Below are 21,162 nucleotides of genomic sequence, written 5' to 3' on the forward strand. Positions count from 1 at the left end.
TCGCCGTCGCCGCGTCCTGCCCGCTCACGCCGTGCCTCCGTGGTGGATGCCGCCCTCGCCGGGCGCTGCCTGGTGCGGGATGCGCGGCTCCGCTGCGCCTGCGCCGGGGGCCGCGGGCTCGGCGGCCGCCGCCTCGCGCTCGGCCACGACCTCGCGCACGGCGTCGACGACCCCCGCGTAGCCGGAGCAGCGGCAGAGGTTGCCGCACAGGGCCTGCCGGGTCTCCAGCTCGCTGGGGGCGTGATTGCCCTCCAGCAGGTCGTGGATGGTCATGGCCATGCCGGGTACGCAGAACCCGCACTGCACCGCACCCGACCTGCACAACGCCTGTTGGACGTCGGAGAGTTCCCCGTCCGTGGCGAGACCCTCGACGGTACGGACCTCGCTGCCGGCGGCCGTGGCGGCCGGTACCAGGCAGGAGGCGACGAGCCGGCCGTCGACCTGCACGGCGCAGGCGCCGCACTCGCCCTGCGAGCAGCCGTCCTTGGCGCCCGCGAGACCGAGCCGCTCGCGCAGCACGTACAGCAGGGACTCGCCGATCCAGGCCCCGGTGACGGGCCGGTCGGCGCCGTTGACGCGCAGGACGTAGGAGGCCGACGGGTGCTCGTGATGGGCGACGGCCCCGGCGGTCGCGTCTTCCTCGTACGTCGCCACCTCGGCCGGGAAACCTGCGGCGGTGCCCTCGTCCGGGAGCGCGTCCGCACCGTCGGCGGTGTCCGCGGTCGGCGTGAGGTCGGCCGGGGGCTCCTGCGCGGCCGGCTCGTCCCCGCGTGCCGCCTCGTGCGCCGCCTCGTGCGCGGGCTGGTGCGCCGCCTCGTGCGCGGGCTGGTGCGCGGCCTCGGGGCCGGGCTCCGGCGCGTGGCCGAACGCGGTGAAGCCGTGGCCGTCGGTGCCGTCGGCGCCGCCGGGCTGCGCCGGTTCGGCGGCCGGCGCCTGGGCGCGCACCCCGCCGAAGAGGTCCAGGCCGGCGTCGGCCACCGGCGGCTGCTCGGCGGAGACGGAGTCAGCGGCGGAGCCGGGAGCGGCGGCCGGCTCGGTGTACCCGGTCTGCTCCGCGTACCCGGCGTACTCGCCCTGTGCGGCGTACTCGCCCTGGACCGTGTGTCCCGCGTGCCCGAGGTGCCCCGTGTGCCCCGCGTACTCGCCCTGGACCGCGTGGTCGGCGGCCCTGGCGCCCTCGGCCTGCTCCGCCGCCGGGCCGTGCGCGGCCTCGATGTCGTGCGGGGCCTGGTGCACCGGCTCGCCCTCGGGCAGGGCGGTGCCCACCCCGGGCCCGCCCAGCACCCGCGGCCCGCGGCCCGCGGCGCCCACTCCGGGCCCGCCGAGCAGCCGCCCGGCGGCGTTCGCGGACGCGGCGGCGGCCGAAGCGGCGGCGGCCTCGTCCGTTCCGGGCAGCACACCGGAAGCGGCACCGGCCGCACCGGCGGCACCGGCGTCCGTGTCCGTGTCCGGGGCCCCGGACGGCTGCTGCGTCAGGTACGCCCACGGTGCCGGGGCGCCGCCCGGCAGCGTCGCCGGGGCCTGGCTCCAGTCGGCGTCCAGGGCACTCGGAGCTGCCGGCCGGTACTCGTTCGACCGCTCGGGGAAATCGGAGAACTCGGACACGGCCCACTGCCCGGTCGCCGGACCGGCCTGCTCGGGCTCGTGCACCGCTTCCGGGAACCGCCACTCGGCGGTCGCGCTCGGATCGTCGACCGGCTGCTCCGGCTCCGGTTCCGGCTCGGCGAACGCCGCCGCGACCGACGCCGGGATCGGGATCGACGCCGGGATCGGCCCGCCCACCGACCCGGAGCCCGGGCCCTGGCCGGGACCCTGACCCGCACCGGCACCACCCGCCGGATCGGCCTGCGCCGGGCCGCCCGCCTCCGGCCACTGCGCCGGAATCGCCCACGACCCCGTGGCCGCCGGGTCCGTACTCGCCGAGCCCAGCGGCACGATCATCGGCGGCGGCACGTAGCCGTGCCCGGGCGCCGCGAGCGGCTCGCCGGTGCCGAGCGCGTCCAGCATGTCCTGCGGCAGTTTCACGAAGGCCGTGGCGTCCGAGTCGTACTCGCCGCCCTGCGGGACCGGTTCCCAGCCCCAGCCCGCCGTGCCGTTCCCCTGGGTCACGTTCTCGTTCTCGTTCTCGCTCATGAGGTCAGTGCCCTCCCCAGGGCCCTGCGCGCCAGCACGGCCACCGTCCGCCGCAGATGCAGTACTCCGGGAGCCACCGGCTCACCCTGGTCGGGCACGCACGCGGCCGCGACGTACTCGCCGAAGGCCTCAAGCGCCTCGGGGGCCAAGGTCCGCCCGCCGTCCCAGTCGATCAGCGAGGCCACCCACTGCTCGGCCTCCAGCGGCCGCAGCGGCATCGGGGCGACCGCACCGATGGCGCAGCGCACGCCCCGGCGCGCGGGGTCCAGGACGAGCCCCACGGAGGCCACGGCACGCCCCGGCCCGGTACGGCCCGTGGCCTTCAGGAAGACCTGCGGCGCGTGCAGCAGGGGCACCCGCACGAAGCCGATCAGCTCACCGGGCCGCAGCATCTCCCGCCCGGCCAGCAGGTACGACACCGGGATCTCCCGCTGCCCGACCGGGCCGACGATCACGAGTACGGCCTCCAGCGCGGCCAGCACGGGCAGTGCGTCACCCGTGGGCGCGGCGGTGGCGATGTTGCCGCCGAGGGTGCCCGCGTTGCGGATCTGCGGGGGGCCGGCGGCCCGGGCCGCGGCCGCGAGCGCGGGGATCAGAGCGGCGAAATCCGGCCGTCCCATCCGGGCGTGCGTGAGGCCCGCGCCGAGCAGCGCGTGGCCGTCCTGGTACTGCCAGCCGCGGATCTCGTTGATCCGGCCCAGGCCCACCAGTGCGGCGGGCCGCAGCAGCCCGGCGTTGACGGCGGCCATCAGGTCGGTGCCGCCCGCGACCGGAACGGCGGCGGGCATGGCGGTGAGCGCCGCCACGGCCTCGTCGAGCGAGGCCGGCAGCGTCACGGACTGCGCCGCCTGCGGGCCCTGCGGCCCCTGAGGTGAATCCAGTGCGTGCGGTGCGTGCGTGGTCAACCCAGCTGCCCCTTCCCGATGTCCCGGTTCCGGCGCTCACGCCTGTTCCGCCGTACGGTACGTGCTCACCGCCGGGACGTGGCAACTCTGGCACATCTTCCGGGCCGCCCGGCGCGAGGGTCCGCCCCCTGCGGCCACCCCCCGGGCGCGGTGCCCCGTACGGGCCGTACGGCCCTGTCGCACCGCCTTCGGCGGCGCTCCTCCCCGATTGCCCGATTTTCCCCGTATGCAGGGAAATTGAGGCAGAGTTCCACTCCCGTTCCCTTTTGGTTCCCGTCGGCGCCGTCATCCACTTGTCACACGTTCGGGGGCGCCCCCTCGATCGGACGCCCCAGCACCCCGGGCCGTCGCTGCCGCGGCAACGGCCCGCCCGGCGGCCGGTAATCGACCCCCTGCGCGGCCAATCGCGCGTAGTGCGCGGCCATCCGCTGCTCGAACCGGGCGAAATCACGCTCCGCGGGCTCCGGCTGCCACGACCACACCACCTCGGCGAAGGCCACCAGCCTGGGGAACACCTGGTAGTCGACCCGGTCCTGGTTTTCCATCACCTCGGTCCAGACGTTCGCCTGCGCGCCCAGCACCCGGGCGGCGGCCTCCGGCGACAGCTTCGGCGGCACCGGCTCGAAGCGGTAGACGTCCTCCAGCGTGCGCACGTACCCGATCGGCATCGGCTCGTCCGTGCCGCCCGCCTGCCGGTGGTCCAGGTAGACCTGCTGCTCGGGGCACATGACCACGTCGTGCCCGGCCTCGGCGGCGGCGATCCCGCCCGCGTAGCCGCGCCACGAGGACACCGCGGCGCCGTCCGCGAGCCCGCCCTCCAGGATCTCGTCCCAGCCGATCAGCCGCCGCCCGCGCGCGGCGAGCCAGCCGTCGAAGTGCCGGACGAACCAGGCCTGCAGCCCGTCCTCCCCGTCGACGCCCAGCTCCCGGATCCGCTCCTGGGCGACCGCGGAGGCCTTCCACTGCGCCTTGGGGCACTCGTCCCCGCCCACGTGCACGAAGGGTGAGACCTCGACCGGGAACAGCTCCAGCAGCTCCTCGAAGACCCCCTCGTAGAACCGCAGCACGGCCTCGGTCGGCGCGAGCACGTTCTCGGTGATCCCCCAGTCGTCCCACACCCCGAGCGCGGCGGTGTCGACCACGTCGGTGTTGCCCAGCTCCGGGTACGCGGCGATCGCGGCCTGCGAATGCCCCGGTACGTCGATCTCCGGGACCACCCGGACGTGCCGCTCGGCGGCGTACGCGACGATCTCGCGGATGTCGTCCCGGGTGTAGAAGCCGCCGTGCGGGGTCTCGTTCCACAGCGGCGAGGCCCGGTGGCCCCACCGGCTGCGCGGGCGCCACGCGCCGACCTCGGTCAGCCGCGGGTAGCGCTTGATCTCGATCCGCCAGCCCTGGTCGTCGGTCAGGTGCAGGTGCAGGACGTTGAGCTTGTGCGCGGCGAGCAGGTCGATGTAGCGCAGCACGCCGTCCTTGGGCATGAAGTGCCGGGCCACGTCCAGCATCATCCCGCGCCAGCCGAACCGCGGACGGTCCGCGACCGAGGCGTACGGCAGGCTCCACGTGCGGCCGGGCAGCGGAGCCTTCCGGTACGCGTCGGGGCCCAGCAGCTGACGCAGTGTCTGGGCGCCCCAGAAGAGGCCGGCCGCCGTCGCCCCCGTCAGCTCCGCCCCGTCCGGGCCGATCTCGATGCGGTACGCCTCCGGCTCCGGGCCCGCGGCGCCGTCCGGGTCGACGCGCAGCCGCAGCCCGGCGGACCCGCCGGTCCCGGCCGCGGGCAGCTCCCAGCCGGTGGCCGCGCCCAGTTCGCGCCGCAGCCAGCGCGCGACCCCCTCGGCACCCGGACCGGCGTCCAGAGCGGGAGCGGGGCCGAACGTGAAACGGCGCCCGTCCTCGTCGAGGAGTACGACCTGGGGTGCGGGGATCAGGTCCATGCGTCAGCCCTTCACGACTGCGTGCGCGTGTTGCGTCCTGCGCAACGCTCGTTCCGCAGGGCGCTCGTCGCGCCGACCCTAACGCCCCGTGCGGGCACGGCAAAGACCCCCGGACGCGCTGGCGCGTACCGGGGGTCCCGGTCCTGCGGAATCCCGTGATGTCCCGTGAAGCCCCGCGGCGGCGGAGCCGGGAGGGAGGACTACTTGTCCTTGCCCTTGTCCTTGTCCCCGCCGGGGCCCATGGACTCGTAGATCTCCTTGCACATGGGGCAGACCGGGTACTTCTTCGGGTCCCGGCCCGGTACCCAGACCTTGCCGCAGAGCGCGACGACGGGGGTCCCGTCGAGCGCGCTCGCCATGATCTTGTCCTTCTGGACGTAGTGGGCGAAGCGCTCGTGGTCGCCGTCACCGTGCGACACCTGCGGCGTCGGCTCTACGAGGGTCCCCGTGCCAGTCCCGCGCTCGGGCTCAAGAGTGCTCATGGAACCCAGGGTACTTAACCCCGCGCCCGTCAGTTCAGCGACGGGTCGTCCGGATAGGTGGCGACCATCGCGAGCTCGCTGCGCTGGCGGCGCAGCACCGCCCGCCACAGCCGCTCCGGATCCGGGAAGGACACGTCCCCGGGCTCCGATTCGACCACGTACCAGGCACCCTCGCCGAGCTCCGCCTCCAGCTGGCCCGGCCCCCAGCCGGAGTAACCCGCGAAGATCCGCAGGCCGCCCAGGGCCGCGGCCAGCAGCTCCGGCGGCGTCTCCAGGTCGACCAGTCCGATCGCCCCGTACACGCGGCGCCAGCCGAGCGGACCCTCCTCGCCCGGGATCACCGCCACGCCCAGGGCCGAGTCCATGGCCACCGGCCCGCCCTGGAAGACCACTCCGGGATCACCGGCCAGGGGCGCCCAGGGCAGCAGGACGTCGCCGACGCCCACGGGGGTCGGCCTGTTCAGGACCACGCCGAGGGAGCCCTGCTCGTCGTGGTCGAGCAGCAGCACGACCGCGCGGTCGAAATTCGGATCCGCGAGGGCGGGGGTGGCCACGAGCAGCCGCCCTGTGAGGGAGGACACCTCGGTCATGCCGCCATGATCCCGCACATCTGCCGATTCCGGGGAGCGGGCGGGAAGATCGGATCGATCGCAGCTCAGGGCGCACGGCAGCAGCGAGGAGCGCGCACGGACGGAGTAGGCGGAACGCAACACTCCGCCATGTGGTGGATACGGAGGGTGTTGTGCCGAATTCATGACAGTCCTACGGCCACGTCGGCCTTACGAACAAGGGGGTGGTGGCCCTTACCCTTTTCCCTGGCCCCCTGCCCACCCCTCTCCGGAACGCGAGATTCATGACCGGCATCAGTGACGATGTACTGCTTGTCCACGGCGGTACCCCGCTCGAGGGCGAGATCCGTGTCCGTGGTGCGAAGAACCTCGTGCCCAAGGCCATGGTCGCCGCTCTGCTCGGCAGCGAACCCAGCCGGCTGCGCAACGTTCCCGACATCCGTGACGTGCGCGTCGTCCGCGGGCTGCTCCAGCTGCACGGGGTGACGGTCCGTCCCGGCGAGGAGCCGGGCGAACTCGTCCTCGACCCCACCCACGTCGAGAGCGCGAACGTCGCCGACATCGACGCCCACGCGGGCTCCTCGCGCATCCCGATCCTGTTCTGCGGCCCGCTGCTGCACCGGCTCGGCCACGCCTTCATCCCGGGCCTGGGCGGCTGCGACATCGGCGGCCGGCCGATCGACTTCCACTTCGACGTGCTCCGCCAGTTCGGCGCGACCATCGAGAAGCGCGAGGGCGGCCAGTACCTGGAAGCCCCGCAGCGCCTGCGCGGCTGCAAGATCCGCCTCCCCTACCCGTCGGTCGGCTCGACCGAGCAGGTGCTGCTGACGGCCGTCCTGGCCGAGGGCGTCACCGAGCTCAGCAACGCCGCGGTGGAGCCGGAGATCGAGGACCTCATCTGCGTCCTGCAGAAGATGGGCGCGATCATCTCCGTCGACACCGACCGGACCATCCGGATCACGGGCGTCGACCGCCTCGGCGGCTACAACCACAAGGCCCTCCCGGACCGCCTGGAAGCCGCCTCCTGGGCGTCCGCGGCGCTCGCCACCGGCGGCAACATCTACGTGCGCGGTGCCCAGCAGCGCTCGATGATGACCTTCCTGAACACCTTCCGCCGCGTCGGCGGGGCGTTCGAGATCGACGACGACGGCATCCGCTTCTGGCACCCGGGCGGCCCGCTCAACGCCATCGCGCTGGAGACGGACGTCCACCCCGGCTTCCAGACCGACTGGCAGCAGCCGCTCGTCGTGGCCCTGACGCAGGCCTCCGGCCTGTCGATCGTCCACGAGACGGTCTACGAGTCCCGGCTCGGCTTCACCTCGGCGCTCAACCAGATGGGTGCTCACATCCAGCTGTACCGCGAGTGCCTGGGCGGCAGCGCCTGCCGCTTCGGCCAGCGCAACTTCCTGCACTCGGCGGTCGTCTCCGGCCCCACCAAGCTGCAGGGCGCCGACCTGGTCATCCCCGACCTGCGCGGCGGATTCTCGTACCTGATCGCGGCCCTGGCCGCCGAGGGCACCTCGCGGGTCCACGGCATCGACCTGATCAACCGCGGCTACGAGAACTTCATGGAGAAGCTCGTGGAGCTCGGCGCGAAGGTCGAACTCCCGGGCGGCGAGCTCGTCTGAGCCGTACCCGGACACCGGGACGTCCGCAGACGCACGCAGACGTACACGGAAAGCCCCCCGGGCCCCGCACAGGGCCCGGGGGGCTTTCCCGTGCCCGGGGCCGGGGCCCGGGCCGTCTGCGGCCGGACACCGCCCGGTCACGGCCCGCGAGGGCCCGTACGGAGTCGCACCGCGGCTGCGTGGGGCGCGCCGTCGGCACACCTGGCCCCACCAGGCCTCTGACGGGCCCTCACAGGGCCTGGCAGGCCCGCCGGGCGTCCCCGGGCGTCCCCGCGGCCCCGGAGCCCGTCCGGGCCCACCGGCCCGCGTCCGGCCCGCGTCCGGTACGGCTCCGCGGCCCCCGGACAGACCGAAGGGCGGCCACCCCGCCCGGGGGTGACCGCCCATCGTCGTTCTGCGTACTACTGCCGTTCCAAAGGCCTGTGCGGCCCTCGGCGCCGGGGCAGGACTTACTTGCCCTTGGCGGCTTCCTTGAGCTTGGAGCCCGCGGAGACCTTCACGCTGTAGCCGGCCGGGATCTGGATGGGGTCGCCGGTCTGCGGGTTGCGCGCGGTGCGAGCGGCACGGTGGGTGCGCTCGAAGGTCAGGAAGCCGGGGATGGTGACCTTCTCGTCGCCCTTGGCGACAATCTCGCCGACGGTCTCGGCGAGCGCGGCCAGAACGGCGTCGGCGTCCTTGCGGGTCACCTCGGCGCGCTCGGACAGAGCGGCCACCAGCTCACTGCGGTTCATGTTGTACTCCCGTGTTCAACTTGCCTTAGAGGCGTGAGATCGAAGCCGATGCTGCCAGGGCCCTAGGACAGTCCCCGGACCCGGGTCTGAACGTCAGACCCTCTCGCCCGGTTACGCATCCTGCCCCCACCAGCGGCGGGAAAGCCAATCCGGCACCCGTCGGGGTCACACGAAAAGCGCCACAGTCACGCCGCGGTGACGCTCCGTCCACGCCTTCGCTCACGCGCCGCCGCGGACCGCGGACCTCGCGGGCATCCCCGCAAACCCTAGAGGCGGCCCGTCGGACCCGCGTCTCGCGACGCGCCGGTATCGGAGCGCCGTGAGGGCCGTCACAGCGGGGCTCAGGCTCCCGAGGCCGCCTTGCGGACGGCGCCCGCGACCGCGCCCGCGACCTTGTCGTTGAACACCGACGGGATGATGTAGTTCGCGTTCAGCTCGTCCTCGCCCACGACGTCCGCCAGCGCGCTCGCGGCGGCCAGCATCATCTCCGTGTTCACGGTGCGGGACTGGGCGTCCAGCAGACCGCGGAAGACGCCCGGGAAGACCAGCACGTTGTTGATCTGGTTCGGGAAGTCGGAGCGGCCGGTGGCCACGACGGCGGCGGTCTGACGGGCGACGGCCGGGTCCACCTCGGGGTCCGGGTTCGCGAGCGCGAACACGATCGCGCCTTCCGCCATGGCGGCGACGTCCTCGCCGGACAGCACGTTCGGAGCCGAGACGCCGATGAACACGTCGGCGCCGACCACGGCCTCCTTGAGCGTGCCCGTGTAGCCCTCGGGGTTGGTGTTGTCGGCGATCCAGCGCAGCGGGGAGTCCGCGGCCGCGTCGACGAGGTCGGGGCGGTCCGCGTGCACGACGCCGTGGATGTCGGCGCTCACCGCGTTCTTGACGCCCGCCGCGAGGAGCAGCTTGAGGATGGCGGTACCGGCCGCGCCGGCGCCCGACATGACGACCTTGACATCGCCAACTGCCTTGCCCACCACGCGCAGTGCGTTGGTGAGGGCCGCGAGCACGACGATCGCGGTGCCGTGCTGGTCGTCGTGGAAGACGGGGATGTCGAGGGCCTCGCGCAGCCGGGCCTCGATCTCGAAGCAGCGCGGCGCGGAGATGTCCTCCAGGTTGATGCCCGCGAAGCCGGGGGCGATGGCCTTGACGGCGGCCACGATCTCGTCGGGGTCCTGGGTGTCGAGGCAGATCGGCCAGGCGTCGATGTCGGCGAAGCGCTTGAACAGGGCCGCCTTGCCCTCCATGACCGGCATGGCGGCCATCGGGCCGATGTTGCCGAGGCCCAGCACGGCGGAGCCGTCGGTCACGACTGCGACGGTGTTGCGCTTGATGGTGAGGCGGCGCGCGTCCTCGGGGTTCTCGGCGATCGCCATGCACACGCGGGCCACGCCCGGGGTGTAGATCATCGAGAGGTCGTCACGGTTGCGGATGGGGTGCTTGGACGCCATCTCGATCTTGCCGCCGAGGTGCATCAGGAAGGTGCGGTCGGAGACCTTGCCGAGGCTGACGCCCTCGATGCCGCGCAGCTTCTCGACGATCTCGTCCGCGTGCGCGGTGGAGGTCGCGGCGATGGTGACGTCGATCCGGAGCTTCTCGTGGCCGGATGCGGTCACGTCGAGGCCGGTGACCGACCCGCCGGAGGACTCCACGGCGGTGGTGAGCTGGGAGACCGCGGTTCCGCTCGCGGGCACTTCCAGACGGACCGTCATCGAATACGAGACGCTGGGCGCCGTTGCCATGGCCGTGTTCCTCTTCTGTCCCTGGTTCGCTTTAACACACAGAGCCCCGCTGCACAGCGGTGCGGCAGGACCTGTTGTCCGATCGTCCCACCTACCAGCCAGTACAAGGTAACCAGCTACAAAATTCGGAAAGACTCTTCCACCATACGAGATACCAGGGGCGTTCGGAATGGTGGGGTCATACGAAACAGGTCCGCGCCCCCACCTGTGGGGGACGCGGACCTGGTGATTCGTACGTTTGATGACACCGACCCGCCATGCTCGCCTCGCGGCAAGTGGTCGCTCTGAGCGACGAAGGTTGGGCCCGGGGGCTTGGATCGAGTCGGTGCCGTACCCAGGCTAACAAAGGATCGCCGAAAGTGATCCCCCTGCTCTCGCTCGTATCCGAGCACCACGCTCCTGGCCGCGGACCATCCGGCCGTAGGCGGGTCCTACGGCAGCAGCAGCTCCGGAACACCGTCCGCGTCCGGCTCGTCCCGGTCGGCCGAGACCACCGTCAGCTGCTGCGTCGCGCGCGTCAGCGCCACGTACAGCACCCGCAGGCCCGCCGGGGACTCGTCCGCGATCTCCGCCGGGGAGACCACCACCGTGGCGTCGTACTCCAGGCCCTTGGCCTCCAGGCTGCCCAGCGCCACCGCCCGCTCACCGAGGTCCGCGAGCCAGCCCGCGGCCTCCGCGCGCCGGTCCATCGCCACGACCACGCCGACCGTGCCGTCCACCTGCTCCAGCAGCCGCCGGGTCTCCTCGCGGACCGTGCTGCCGAGATCCTCGGCGACGGCCGTGAAGCGGGGCTCCAGGCCGGTGGAGCGCACCGCCGACGGCGGCTCCATGCCGGGCATCGCCAGCCGCAGCACCCGGGAGGCGACCTCCGCGACCTCGGCCGGGTTGCGGTAGTTGACCGTGAGCGTGAAGCGCCGGCGCGGCCGGGACCCCAGGGCCTCGTCGCGGGCCGCGGCGGCCTCCTCCGGGTCCGTCCAGGAGGACTGCGCCGGGTCGCCGACCACCGTCCAGGTGCCGTGTCGGCCGCGGCGGCCCACCATCCGCCACTGCATCGGCGTCAGGTCCTGGGCCTCGTCCACGATGACGTGCGCGTACTCGGTGCGCTCCGCCGCGAGCCGCTCGGCCCGCTCCCACTGGGTCTCCTCGCGGGTCGGCATCAGCTCCTCCAGCCCGCTGAGCTGGTCGAGCGGATCCATCTCCCGTCTGCGCTTGGGCCGCGCGGGCGCGCCCAGCAGCAGCTGGAGCTCGTCCAGCAGCGCCACGTCGTGGACCGACAGGGGGCCCTTCCCGTCCGGGCCCACCCGGCGCAGCGAACGGGCCAGCTGGCGGGCCTCGCGCGGGTTGAGGTCGCGGCGCGACCAGCGGCCGAGCCGGCGCTCGTCGGCGAGCGCGGCGAGCACCGTCCGCGGGGTCAGTTCCGGCCACCAAGCGTTGAGGAAGTCGATGAAGGCGTCCTCGGTGGAGATGTCCTCGTCGAAGGCGGAGCGCAGTTCGGCGGCCAGCTCCGGGTCGCTGTGGCGGCCGGCGCCGCCGGACTTCGCGTAGAGCGCGTCGAGCAGCAGCTTGCGGGCGCGCGGGCGCAGCAGGTTGACCGGGGCGGTGCCGCCGAGCACGTTCTGCCGGATCCGGTTCAGCTCGTCGGCCTCCAGCTCCTGGCGGCGGCCGAAGGCCACCACGCGCAGCCGGTCGGGGGCGCCGCCGAGCTCCAGTGCGCCGCGCACGGCCTTGCGGAGCACCTTGAGCATCCGGGAGGAGCCCTTGATGCGGGCGACGGCCGGGGAGTCGTAGGTGGTGGCCTCCGCGCCGTCGACGAGCGAGCCCAGCGCCCGGATGGCCACCTGGCCCTCCTCGCCGAGCGAGGGCAGCACGCCCTCGGTGTACGCGACGAGCAGCGGGGTCGGCGAGACGATCAGGATGCCGCCGGAGTAGCGGCGCCGGTCCTGGTAGAGGAGGTAGGCGGCGCGGTGCAGGGCGACGGCGGTCTTGCCGGTGCCGGGACCGCCCGCGACCTCGGCGACGGAGGCGGCGGGGGCCCGGATGACCAGGTCCTGCTCGGCCTGGATGGAGGAGACGATGTCGCGCATCGAGTGCGTGCGCGCCCGCCCCAGGGCAGCCATCAGGGCGCCGTCGCCGATGGCGGGGAGCTCCTGGCCCTCCAGGAAGGCGGTGACCTCGGGGCGCATCAGGTCGTCCTCGACGCCCAGCACCCTGCGGCCCTTGGAGCGGATGACGCGGCGGCGCACGACCCGGCCGGGCTCCTTGGGCGTGGAGCGGTAGAACGGCGCGGCGGCCGGCGCGCGCCAGTCGATGACCAGCGGCGTGTAGTCGGAGTCCAGGACCCCGATGCGGCCGATGTGCAGCGTCTCGGCGATGTCGGCGGTCAGGTCCTCGCGGATCGCGTCGTCGGCGGGCTCGACGGAGGTGTAGGCGCCGTCGGCGCCGCGCTCCCCGTCCTTGCCGAGCACCAGGTCGATGCGGCCGAAGAGGAAGTCCTCGAACTCGTTGTTCAGCCGGTTCAGGTGGATGCCCGCCCGGAAGACCTGCGCGTCGCGCTCGGCGAGCGCGCCGGGCGTACCCACCTGGCCGCGCTTGGCGGCGTCGTTCATCAGGAACTCGGCCTCGTGGATCTTCTCCTCGAGGCGCCGGTACACCTGATCGAGATGCGTCTGCTCGACCGCGATCTCCCGATCGCGGACGGAATCCGCCGTGCTGTCGACAGCGGCATTCTGCGCGGCCACCAAGGCCCCCTTCTGACGTGCATGGGCGACCGTCAAAGGTACGCGAATCGGCCCCCTGTCCGCACGCCCGTTCCGGAACCGGTCTCGCAGGGTGGTACGCCCCTCACCGGGACGCTTGCCCCGCCCCGGCCGCCAGTGCCCGGCGGCGGTGGCGGGCCACGCGCTCCCGGTTCCCGCAGCGCTCGCTGGAGCACCAGCGGCGCCGGTGGCCCCGGGAGGTGTCCAGGTAGACGCGGGTGCAGCCGTCGCCGGCGCAGGCCCGCAGCAGCGCCCGGTCGCCCGGGTCGGTCAGCAGCTCGACGGTGTCCCGGGCGACGGCCGCGAGCAGCGCGCCGCACTCCACGCCGCCGCACAGCTCCCGTACGAGGTGTCCTTCCTGGTCCCGTACGGCGCACAGGCCGGGGGGTGGTCCGGCGGCCAGCGCGTTGACCCGGGCGAGGGCGTGCTCGTCCGGGTCGGTGCCGAGCAGCTCCGCCCGTACGAGGGTTTCCACGTCGGCGCGCAGGGACCGGAAGGCGGCGGCCCAGTCGGGCCCCACCCGGGCGAGCGGCGTCCGGTCGGGGACCAGGCCGGCGCCGGCGAGCCACAGCCGCAGCTCGTCGCCGTCCGGGATCCCCTCCTGGGGGGTGAAGGTGGCCACCAGATCCAGACAGACCCGCCCGGAATCGAACCGCATGCCGTCAGCCTCCCGTCGTGGGGTGCCGTACCAGATTGCCGCCCTGCGGGTCCCAGCGGAAGCCCCCGAACCGGTGCCTCCACCCTCCCGCTCGCGCGAAGCCCCACCTGCCCTGCGCACCCGCCGCCCATCTCCAGCCCGGCGGGCCGAACCCAGCCTCGCCAGGGGGCACCTCCCAGCGGTAGCTGGGGGAGTTCGAGGCGCGGGGTCTGGGGCGGAGCCCCAGGGAACCCGGCTCCGCCGGGCACCGGGCTCCGCCCGGACCCGCGCCTCAAACGCCGGCGAGGCTGGATCGGCGGCTAGCCGGCCGGAGGGTTGTCGTGGAGGAGGCGTTGGAAGAGGCGGTGGTCTCGCCAGGCGCCGGCGATGTGCAGGTAACGCGGCGCGAGGCCGAACGGCTCGAAGCCCGCCTTCGCCAGCACCCGCTGCGAGGCCAGGTTGTCGACCAGCGTGCCCGCTTCCACCCGGTGCAGGCCCAGTTCGTCGCGGGCGACCCGGCAGACCTCCTCCACGGCCGCGGTGGCCAGCCCCTTGCCGTGCCAGGCCCGGTCGACCCAGTACCCGATGCCGCCGCTGCACAGCGGCCCGTACGCGATGGAGCCGAGGTTGATCGCGCCGACGGGCGCGCCGGTGGCCGTCTCGACGAACACGTACGGGACGATCCGGCCCGCGTCCCGCTCGGCGAGCACGCCCTCGATCCGCTCCCGCTGGCCGTCCTCCGTGTAGAAGGAGTCCGGCCGGACCGGCTCGAAGGGCGCCATGAACGCCCGGTTCCGCGCGAACGCCTCGGCCAGCCCCGCCGCGTCGCCGAGCGCGACGCCCCTCATCCCAACCCCGTCGATGATCATCCCGGCACGCTAGCCGAGGACCCCCCTGGCCGTCACCGCGTCCGCCGGAAGCTCCCCGTACTTGGCCTCCCCGCCCGCGTCCAGCGACAGCCGGTACCCCCGCTTGACCACCGTCTGGATCAGGTTCGGGGCCCCGAGGGCCACCCGGAGGCGGGCCATCGCCGTCTCCACGGCGTGCTCGTCGCGCCCCGCGCCCGGCAGCGCCCGCAGCAGTTCCGCGCGGGACACCACCCAGCCCGGCCGCCGGGCCAGCGCCCGCAGCAGGGCCATCCCGGCGGGCGGTACGGGCCGCAGCTGTGCGTCCACCAGGGCCGCGTGCCCCCGGATCTCCACCCGGTGCCCGGCCACCGGCAGCACCCGGGCCCGGCCGGGCAGTTCCTGGCAGAGCAGCTGCACCAGCGGGCCCAGCCGGAACCGCTCCGGCTGCACCGTGTCCACCCCGTGCGCCTGCAGCGGCAGCGCGGTCACCGGCCCGACGCACGCGGACAGCAGCCTGCCGCGCAGCGCGTCCAGCACCGCTTCCCGCAGTCCCCGTTCCTCGGCCCGGGACAGCAGCGAGGCCGCCGCCGGCGCCGACGTGAAGCTGACGGCGTCCACCGCGCCGCTGATCATCGCGTCCAGCAGCCGGTCCAGCGGTGCGAGGTCCTCCGGTGCCATCCACCGGTACACGGGGACCACCACCACCTCGGCCCCGCCGGCCCGCAGCGCCTCGACGAAGCCGGGCAGCGGCTCCCCGTGCAGCTGGAGCGCGATCCGCCGGCCGTCCACCCCGTCCGTCAGCAGCCGCTGCAGTACCTCGGCGAGCGATTCCGAGTCCGGGGACCAGGTCTCCACGAGCCCGGCGGCCCGGATGGCGCCCTTCACCTTCGGCCCGCGCGCCAGCAGTTCGGCGGCCCGCAGCCGCTCCAGCAGTTCCTCGCCGACGCCCCACCCGTCGGCCGCCTCGATCCACCCCCGGAAGCCGATGGCGGTGGTGGCCACGACCACGTCCGGTGCGCAGGCGATCAGTCCCTTCGTCGCGGCCAGCAGCTCGCTGTCGTCGGCGAGCGGCACGATCCGCAGCGCGGGCGCGTGCAGCACCGCCGCCCCGCGGCGGCGCAGCAGTGCGATGAGCTCGTCCGCGCGCCGGGCGGCCGTGACCCCGACGGTGAAGCCCGCGAGCGGGCCGGTGTTCGTGTCGTCCATCGTGACCTGCCTAGTGACGCATGTGGGGGCGGTACGGGTGGACCGAGCCTGCCAACTCGTCGTGTCGGACTCGGTTCACCCGTATTTCACCGCGGTTACACCGACGTGAGCTGGGGTTTCGTCTCGACCCCGACCGTGTGGATCACGGGGGCCACCGGGCGGCGAAGGTATACCGCCCAGGTGACCGCGCAGCACAGGGCGTAGAAGCCGAGGAAGGTGACGAAGGCCGCCGTTCCCGAGCCGGAGGTCCGGAACGCCTCGCGGAAGACCAGGTTGATGCCGAGTCCGCCGAGCGCGCCGACCGCGCCGATGAGTCCCATCGAGGCGCCGGAGAGCCGTCGCCCGTAGGCGGCCGCGCTCTCGCCGCTCATGCCGCGCGCCAGTGCCTTCGCCTGGAAGATGCCCGGGATCATCTTGTACGTCGACCCGTTGCCGAGCCCGCTCAGGACGAACAGGGCCACGAACCCGACGAGGAAGACCGGCAGCGAGGCCCGCTCCGAGGCGAACACCACCACTGTGGTGGCCGCCGCCATCGCCACGAACGTCCCCAGTGTGATCCGGGCCCCGCCGAACCGGTCCGCGAGCGCCCCGCCCACCGGCCGGATCAGCGAGCCGAGCAGCGGTCCCATGAAGGTCAGCGAGGCGGCCTGGAGCGGGGTGCGGCCGAACTGGGTCTGCAGCACCAGGCCGAAGGCGAAGCTGTAGCCGATGAAGGACCCGAACGTGCCGATGTAGAGGAACGCCATGATCCAGGTGTGCGCGTCCTTCAGTGCCTCGCGGACCGCGCCGGTGTCGTTGCGCACGGGCGCCAGGTTGTCCATCCGTACGGCCGCCAGGACGGCCGCGGCCACGATCAGCGGGATGTAGGCGGCCAGCAGGTACCGCGGGTGCGCCGCCCCGGCGGTCGCGATGACCAGCAGCCCGGCCAGCTGCACCACGGGCACGCCGATGTTGCCGCCGCCGGCGTTCAGGCCGAGCGCCCAGCCCTTCTTGCGCAGCGGGAAGAAGGCGTTGATGTTGGTCATGGAGGAGGCGAAGTTGCCGCCGCCGACGCCGGTGAGGGCCGCGACGACCAGGAAGGTCCCGTAGGAGGTCCCGGGCTCCATCACCACGATCGCGGCGACCGTCGGCGCGAGCAGCAGCAGTGCGCTGACGACGGTCCAGTTGCGGCCGCCGAAGCGGGCCACGGCGAAGGTGTACGGCACCCGTACGAGCGCGCCCACGCAGGTCGCGGTCGCGATCAGGAAGAACTTCCCGGCCGGGTCGATCCCGTACGCCGGTCCCATGAAGAGGACCATCACGGACCAGAGCGACCAGATGGAGAAGCCGATGTGCTCGGAGAACACGGAGTAGACGAGGTTGCGGCGGGCGGTCCGCTCCCCGGTCTCCTTCCAGAAGGTCTCGTCCTCGGGGTCCCACCGCTCGATCCAGCGGCCCCCCTTGCGCGGTGCGGTCGTACCGGTCATCACACGCCTCCACAGCTCTCGCGTCCGTGGCACGACCGTAGGAACGGCGCGTTTCGGCCCCGGTCCCCGCCGGATGACCGCCGGGAAACCTTGCTCTCACCCGCCGTCGGGGCGGGGTGTGAGCCCCTTCGGCAGCCAGCTGCCGGGAGGAGGATCCAGCCACCCCCGGTCGGCCGCGAGGCCGGCGGCCGCGGCGCGCAGGGCGTCCAGCCCGGGATGGGTGAGGCCCCTCCTCCACACCATGGACAGCGGCGACAGCGGCACCGGGTCGGTCAGCGGCCGCTTCACGGACCCCGGCATGTCGAGGAAGCCCACGGTCGCCAGCACCGGGTTGCGGGTCTTGGCCATGACCCGGCTGAACTCCTCCTTGCCGACCGCCACCGGCGCGGGCGGCGCCGGCTCGATGCCCCGCCCGGCGAACAGCTCGCCGGCCAGCCTCGTCCACTCGACGGTCCGCGGGTTCCCGGCGCCCACGTACACGGTCTCCCCGGCGAGCGCGTCCAGCCGTACGGTCTCCCGCGCGGCCAGCGCGTGCCCCTCGGGCAGCAGCACTGCGATCGGCTCGTACCGTACGGGCATCGCCTCGAGTCCGGCCCGCAGCGCCGGGTCCAGACCGTCCGCGTATCCGAAGGCCACGTCGAGCCGGCCTGCGGCGATCTCGGCGGCGGCGTGGGTGAGCCCGCTCTCGAAGCGGGCCATCAGCTCGCAGTCCGGGGCGAGTTCGCGGGCCCTCATCAGTACGGTCCGCTGGGTGCAGGGCCCGTCGGTGTTCAGGTCGACGAGGAGGGGGCGGGGCGCGGTGAAGGCACCGGCGAGCTCCTCGTGCGCGGCCAGCACGCGCCGGGCCAGCGGCAGCAGCCGTTCCCCTTCGGCCGTCAGCTCCACCTGCCGGGTGGTCCGCAGGAACAGCGCCGCGCCCAGGGTCTGTTCGAGCCGCCGGACATCACGGCTGAGCGCCTGCTGGGCGACGTAGAGGCGGGCGGCGGCGCGGGTGAAGTGCAGTTCCTCGGCGGCCGCGACGAACCCGCGCAGCAGCCGGGGATCCACATCACGGGGCATCATCCCCGGAGACTAACAACAGATCGGCGTGAATGGTCATCGAACAGGTGTTGGACGCCCGGCCCGGTCCGGGCCGAGGGTAGTGGTCATGCCCCTCATGGCCGTCACCGGCAGCACGCTCGTCCTCGCCGCCCCGCCCGCTTCACCCGTCCCGCCCGTAACGCCCGTAACGCCCGTCCCGCCCGCCGCCGCCCGCACGTCCGCCCGCCCGCCGCGCGCGCCGGGCCCGCTGAGCCCCTACCGGCGCCTGTTCGCGCTGCCCGGCACCCGCGGCTTCACCGCCGGGAACCTCCTCGCCCGCCTCCCCATGGGCATGTTCGGGGTCAGCGCGGTCATGATGATCGCCGGCCAGCGCGGCTCGTACGCCCTCGCCGGCGCGGTCACGGCGACCGGCCTGGCCGCCACCGCGCTGGTCGGGCCGTGGACCGCCCGGCTGATCGACCGGCACGGGCAGGCCCGGATCGCCGTCCCGGCCACCCTGATCGCGTTCCTCGGCTCGCTGTCCCTGGTCGTGTGCGTCCGTACCGGGGCACCCGCCTGGACCCTCTTCGCCTCGTACGCCGCGACCGCCACCACCCCCAACATCGGCGGCATGTCCCGCGCCCGCTGGACGCACCTGCTGCGCGGCGACGCGGGCGCGCACCACACCGCGATGTCCTTCGAACAGGCCGCCGACGAGCTCTGCTTCATGCTCGGCCCGGTCCTCGCGGCCTTCCTCTGCTCGGTCGTCCTCCCCGAGGCGGGCACCCTCACCGCAGCCGCCCTGCTGCTGACCGGCATGCTGGTCTTCACCTCCTGCCGCGCCACCCAGCCCCCGGTGAAGGCGGGTCCGCGCCACGGCTCTCCGTTGCGCACCCTCGGCCCGCTGCTGCCCCTCTTCCTCGCCACCGGCGTGGTCTTCGGCTCGATGGAGATCGCCTCGATCGCCCACCTCGACGCCCTGGGGCTGGGCGCCGCCTCCGGCCCGGTGCTGGCCCTCCAGGCGGCGGGCTCCTGCGCGGCCGGCCTGCTGTACGGCACGATGCGCCCGCGCGGCCTGCGCACCTGCCTGGTCGCCATGGCCGCCGCGATGACCCTGCCCTGGCTCGCCGCGAGCACGGGCTCGCTCCTCCCGCTGGCCTGCGCGCTGCTGCTGGCGGGCATGGCCACGGCTCCGACGATGGTGACGTCGATGTCCCGCGTCCACGCGCTCATCCCGGAGGGCCGCCTCAACGAGGGCATGACCGTCGCGGTCACCGCCATCTTCGCGGGCATCTCCCTGGGCGCGGCCACGGCGGGCACCCTGGTCGACCGCCTGGGCCCGGCGACCGCCTACGCCCTCCCGGCGGCGGCGGCCGTTCTCGCCCTCGCCTCCGTCCGGGCCGTCACTCGTACCACGTGATGCTGCAGACGTAGACGCACTCGTGCCGCGGGACGGCCAGGAAGTTGATGAACCCGCGCCCACCGAGGATGTCGAATTCCCGGAGACCGCCGGTCCTGCCGGTGGGACGGCCGACGGCCTCGGCATCCCGGCCGAGCGCCGACAGTTCGGTGGCGATCCGTTCGACCTCCGCGACCACCCCGGGTGGCAAGCCACCCGTGATGTGCGCGGAATCGTCGGTGTTGTAGTCCCATGTCCAGTGACTCACAGGCCGGTCTCGGCCTCTGCTTTGTCGAGGATCTGCTGGATCTCGGCCAAGGCCGGCCCGGGATCCTCGACCCCTTCCTGAACCAGCCGTTCCAGGGCGTGGAGACGCGCGGCCCTCCGGGGGTGGCGTTCGATCTCGACGAATACGGCCCAGGAGTGAATAAAAGCCCGCAGCGGGGCGAGCGACTGCGCCTGCTGGGCGCTCGTCGTCGCCTCGAAGAGGTGCTGCGTCAACCCGGGGACACGGCTGGGGGCGATCTTCGCAACGGCCTCGCGAAGGGCAGCAGGCGTGAGTTCCGGCATGGGGATCAGCGGCCCGCCCTCGTCGGGGATCGGCGTACTCACATGTCCTCCTCGCTGGAACTCCGCTCCGGAGTGGGCTTCTCACCGTACCGCCACCAGCAGCGCAGCGCGGACGCTTCCCGCATGACGAAGGCCCCGCAACCGAGAGGTTGCGGGGCCTTCGCCCACATGGGATGAGTGGAGATGGCGGGAATCGAACCCGCGTCCAACGGTGCAGAAGCAGGGCTTCTCCGAGCGCAGTCCGCTGCGATTTTCTCGGCCCCGGAGATCACACGGACAAGTCTCCGACGGGCTCAGTCACTGTTTGATTTCCCTCCAACCCCCGTGACCGGGGCTAGAGGTTTAGATCCCTAATTGACGCCAGGATCCGGACCGGGACCACTTCCGGGCTGACGCTCCTCACAGAGGCTTCAGCTCACTGTTATTAGGCAGCGAGGGTGAAGCGGGAGTTATCGCTCTTGGAGTTGGCGATTATTTTTTGCGACATATGGTTAGCGAGATCATTGCCGCTTCCTCGGCTCGCTTCCCCTGCATCGACATCCGCTGTCGAAACCGATCATCCCCATGTTTTTTTAACAAGCTGCTCCACCCCGGGGGGCGGTGCTGACGCCATGGTACGCGAAGTGGACCACCGCGTGCCAGGTGATTAAACCGTGCCGCGCTGCTTGCGACGGATGGCCGAGATCGCCCGGTTCGTCTCGCGGGTGTCCTGCTTCTCCCGGAGCGTCTGCCGCTTGTCGTACTCCTTCTTGCCCTTCGCCAGCGCGATCTCGATCTTCGCCCGGCCGTCCTTGAAGTACAGCGAGAGGGGCACGATCGTGTGACCCGACTCGTCCGCCTTGCGCTCCAGCTTGTCGATCTCCTCGCGGTGCATGAGGAGCTTGCGCTTGCGCCGGGCGCTGTGGTTGGTCCAGGTGCCCTGGCTGTACTCCGGCACGTGCACGTTGTAGAGCCAGGCTTCGCCGCCCTCCACCGACACGAACCCGTCCACCAGCGAGGCCCGGCCCTGGCGCATGGACTTGACCTCGGTGCCCGTGAGCACGAGACCGCACTCGTAGGTGTCGATGATCGCGTAGTCGTGACGCGCCTTCTTGTTCTGGGCGATCAGCTTGCGCCCTTTTTCCTTAGCCATA

General features: G+C 73.0%; 18 protein-coding genes and 1 other RNA gene. 2 read left to right on the forward strand and 17 right to left on the reverse strand.

Features of this window, described 5'->3' with window-relative positions:
* Nucleotides 1-24 precede the first annotated feature (24 nt).
* From ACXNSR_RS15175 to ACXNSR_RS15195, 5 genes are all read right to left on the reverse strand, one after another.
* Nucleotides 25-2,133, reverse strand: coding sequence for a (2Fe-2S)-binding protein (locus ACXNSR_RS15175; protein ID WP_458642554.1), 2,109 nt, complete (start codon nucleotides 2,131-2,133; stop codon nucleotides 25-27).
* On the reverse strand, nucleotides 2,130-3,014 hold the full coding sequence (locus ACXNSR_RS15180; protein ID WP_189747381.1) for an FAD binding domain-containing protein: 885 nt from the start codon (nucleotides 3,012-3,014) through the stop codon (nucleotides 2,130-2,132). The genes ACXNSR_RS15175 and ACXNSR_RS15180 overlap by 4 nt, the downstream gene beginning before the upstream one ends.
* 320 nt (nucleotides 3,015-3,334) lie before the next feature.
* A complete protein-coding gene (locus ACXNSR_RS15185; RefSeq protein WP_458642555.1) occupies nucleotides 3,335-4,972 on the reverse strand; it encodes a beta-N-acetylhexosaminidase in 1,638 nt (545 codons plus the stop codon).
* A 200-nt stretch (nucleotides 4,973-5,172) separates the two neighbouring features.
* The gene (locus ACXNSR_RS15190) at nucleotides 5,173-5,454 is read right to left on the reverse strand and encodes a DUF3039 domain-containing protein (RefSeq protein ID WP_328925954.1); all 282 of its coding nucleotides are present in this window, start codon (nucleotides 5,452-5,454) and stop codon (nucleotides 5,173-5,175) included.
* Between the two features lie 29 nt (nucleotides 5,455-5,483).
* A complete protein-coding gene (locus tag ACXNSR_RS15195) occupies nucleotides 5,484-6,044 on the reverse strand; it encodes a YqgE/AlgH family protein (protein WP_030010730.1) in 561 nt (186 codons plus the stop codon).
* A gap of 263 nt (nucleotides 6,045-6,307) precedes the next feature.
* On the opposite strand from ACXNSR_RS15195, the gene murA reads away from it, so the two are divergent.
* Nucleotides 6,308-7,651 carry a UDP-N-acetylglucosamine 1-carboxyvinyltransferase gene (murA, locus tag ACXNSR_RS15200; protein WP_150257633.1) on the forward strand — a complete coding sequence of 448 codons (1,344 nt, stop codon included), beginning with the start codon at nucleotides 6,308-6,310 and terminating at the stop codon, nucleotides 7,649-7,651.
* Between the two features lie 449 nt (nucleotides 7,652-8,100).
* Here the strand turns inward: murA and ACXNSR_RS15205 are convergent, their stop codons facing one another.
* The 8 genes from ACXNSR_RS15205 to ACXNSR_RS15240 all read right to left on the reverse strand — a co-directional run bounded on the left by ACXNSR_RS15205 (nucleotide 8,101) and on the right by ACXNSR_RS15240 (nucleotide 18,102).
* A complete protein-coding gene (locus ACXNSR_RS15205; RefSeq protein ID WP_007264399.1) occupies nucleotides 8,101-8,382 on the reverse strand; it encodes an HU family DNA-binding protein in 282 nt (93 codons plus the stop codon).
* A 341-nt stretch (nucleotides 8,383-8,723) separates the two neighbouring features.
* A complete protein-coding gene (locus ACXNSR_RS15210; RefSeq protein ID WP_030724224.1) occupies nucleotides 8,724-10,127 on the reverse strand; it encodes an NAD-dependent malic enzyme in 1,404 nt (467 codons plus the stop codon).
* 431 nt (nucleotides 10,128-10,558) lie between these two features.
* Nucleotides 10,559-12,865, reverse strand: coding sequence for a HelD family protein (locus ACXNSR_RS15215; RefSeq protein ID WP_458642556.1), 2,307 nt, complete (start codon nucleotides 12,863-12,865; stop codon nucleotides 10,559-10,561).
* A gap of 103 nt (nucleotides 12,866-12,968) precedes the next feature.
* On the reverse strand, nucleotides 12,969-13,541 hold the full coding sequence (locus tag ACXNSR_RS15220) for a CGNR zinc finger domain-containing protein (protein WP_458642557.1): 573 nt from the start codon (nucleotides 13,539-13,541) through the stop codon (nucleotides 12,969-12,971).
* A 299-nt stretch (nucleotides 13,542-13,840) separates the two neighbouring features.
* Nucleotides 13,841-14,389, reverse strand: coding sequence for a GNAT family N-acetyltransferase (locus ACXNSR_RS15225; RefSeq protein ID WP_458642558.1), 549 nt, complete (start codon nucleotides 14,387-14,389; stop codon nucleotides 13,841-13,843).
* 9 nt (nucleotides 14,390-14,398) lie between these two features.
* Complete coding sequence (locus ACXNSR_RS15230; RefSeq protein WP_458642559.1) at nucleotides 14,399-15,574, reverse strand: uroporphyrinogen-III synthase; 1,176 nt, start codon at nucleotides 15,572-15,574, stop codon at nucleotides 14,399-14,401.
* Nucleotides 15,575-15,669: 95 nt separating this feature from the next.
* The gene (locus ACXNSR_RS15235; protein WP_458642560.1) at nucleotides 15,670-17,040 is read right to left on the reverse strand and encodes a nitrate/nitrite transporter; all 1,371 of its coding nucleotides are present in this window, start codon (nucleotides 17,038-17,040) and stop codon (nucleotides 15,670-15,672) included.
* Between the two features lie 96 nt (nucleotides 17,041-17,136).
* Nucleotides 17,137-18,102, reverse strand: coding sequence for a LysR family transcriptional regulator (locus ACXNSR_RS15240; protein ID WP_458642561.1), 966 nt, complete (start codon nucleotides 18,100-18,102; stop codon nucleotides 17,137-17,139).
* A gap of 94 nt (nucleotides 18,103-18,196) precedes the next feature.
* Between ACXNSR_RS15240 and ACXNSR_RS15245 the strand changes: the two genes are divergently transcribed.
* Nucleotides 18,197-19,480, forward strand: coding sequence for an MFS transporter (locus ACXNSR_RS15245; protein ID WP_458643312.1), 1,284 nt, complete (start codon nucleotides 18,197-18,199; stop codon nucleotides 19,478-19,480).
* On the opposite strand, the gene ACXNSR_RS15250 is transcribed toward ACXNSR_RS15245, so the two are convergent.
* The 4 genes from ACXNSR_RS15250 to smpB all read right to left on the reverse strand — a co-directional run bounded on the left by ACXNSR_RS15250 (nucleotide 19,464) and on the right by smpB (nucleotide 21,161).
* Entirely contained in the window at nucleotides 19,464-19,727 is a 264-nt protein-coding gene (locus ACXNSR_RS15250) for a hypothetical protein (protein ID WP_266595934.1), read from the reverse strand. The two genes, ACXNSR_RS15245 and ACXNSR_RS15250, sit on opposite strands and share 17 nt — an antisense overlap.
* Nucleotides 19,724-20,071, reverse strand: a complete 348-nt coding sequence (locus ACXNSR_RS15255; protein ID WP_323185172.1) for a hypothetical protein — start codon at nucleotides 20,069-20,071, stop codon at nucleotides 19,724-19,726. The genes ACXNSR_RS15250 and ACXNSR_RS15255 overlap by 4 nt, the downstream gene beginning before the upstream one ends.
* Before the next feature lie 133 nt (nucleotides 20,072-20,204).
* Nucleotides 20,205-20,593, reverse strand: a transfer-messenger RNA (tmRNA) gene (ssrA, locus tag ACXNSR_RS15260).
* An 82-nt stretch (nucleotides 20,594-20,675) separates the two neighbouring features.
* On the reverse strand, nucleotides 20,676-21,161 hold the full coding sequence (gene smpB, locus ACXNSR_RS15265; protein WP_329101493.1) for an SsrA-binding protein SmpB: 486 nt from the start codon (nucleotides 21,159-21,161) through the stop codon (nucleotides 20,676-20,678).
* Between the last annotated feature and the right edge of the window lies 1 nt (nucleotide 21,162).

Source organism: Streptomyces sp. NC-S4 (assembly GCF_054353315.1).

Excerpts from the sequence above, each read along its gene's own strand:
- murA (WP_150257633.1), top strand. The coding sequence starts at position 6,308 with ATGACCGGCATCAGTGACGATGTACTGCTTGTCCACGGCGGTACCCCG.
- ACXNSR_RS15175 (WP_458642554.1), bottom strand. The coding sequence starts at position 2,133 with ATGAGCGAGAACGAGAACGAGAACGTGACCCAGGGGAACGGCACGGCG.
- ACXNSR_RS15240 (WP_458642561.1), bottom strand. The coding sequence starts at position 18,102 with ATGATGCCCCGTGATGTGGATCCCCGGCTGCTGCGCGGGTTCGTCGCG.
- ACXNSR_RS15185 (WP_458642555.1), bottom strand. The coding sequence starts at position 4,972 with ATGGACCTGATCCCCGCACCCCAGGTCGTACTCCTCGACGAGGACGGG.
- ACXNSR_RS15230 (WP_458642559.1), bottom strand. The coding sequence starts at position 15,574 with ATGGACGACACGAACACCGGCCCGCTCGCGGGCTTCACCGTCGGGGTC.
- ACXNSR_RS15220 (WP_458642557.1), bottom strand. The coding sequence starts at position 13,541 with ATGCGGTTCGATTCCGGGCGGGTCTGTCTGGATCTGGTGGCCACCTTC.
- ACXNSR_RS15190 (WP_328925954.1), bottom strand. The coding sequence starts at position 5,454 with ATGAGCACTCTTGAGCCCGAGCGCGGGACTGGCACGGGGACCCTCGTA.
- ACXNSR_RS15225 (WP_458642558.1), bottom strand. The coding sequence starts at position 14,389 with ATGATCATCGACGGGGTTGGGATGAGGGGCGTCGCGCTCGGCGACGCG.
- ACXNSR_RS15245 (WP_458643312.1), top strand. The coding sequence starts at position 18,197 with ATGGCCGTCACCGGCAGCACGCTCGTCCTCGCCGCCCCGCCCGCTTCA.
- ACXNSR_RS15205 (WP_007264399.1), bottom strand. The coding sequence starts at position 8,382 with ATGAACCGCAGTGAGCTGGTGGCCGCTCTGTCCGAGCGCGCCGAGGTG.
- ACXNSR_RS15195 (WP_030010730.1), bottom strand. The coding sequence starts at position 6,044 with ATGACCGAGGTGTCCTCCCTCACAGGGCGGCTGCTCGTGGCCACCCCC.
- ACXNSR_RS15235 (WP_458642560.1), bottom strand. The coding sequence starts at position 17,040 with ATGACCGGTACGACCGCACCGCGCAAGGGGGGCCGCTGGATCGAGCGG.
- smpB (WP_329101493.1), bottom strand. The coding sequence starts at position 21,161 with ATGGCTAAGGAAAAAGGGCGCAAGCTGATCGCCCAGAACAAGAAGGCG.
- ACXNSR_RS15210 (WP_030724224.1), bottom strand. The coding sequence starts at position 10,127 with ATGGCAACGGCGCCCAGCGTCTCGTATTCGATGACGGTCCGTCTGGAA.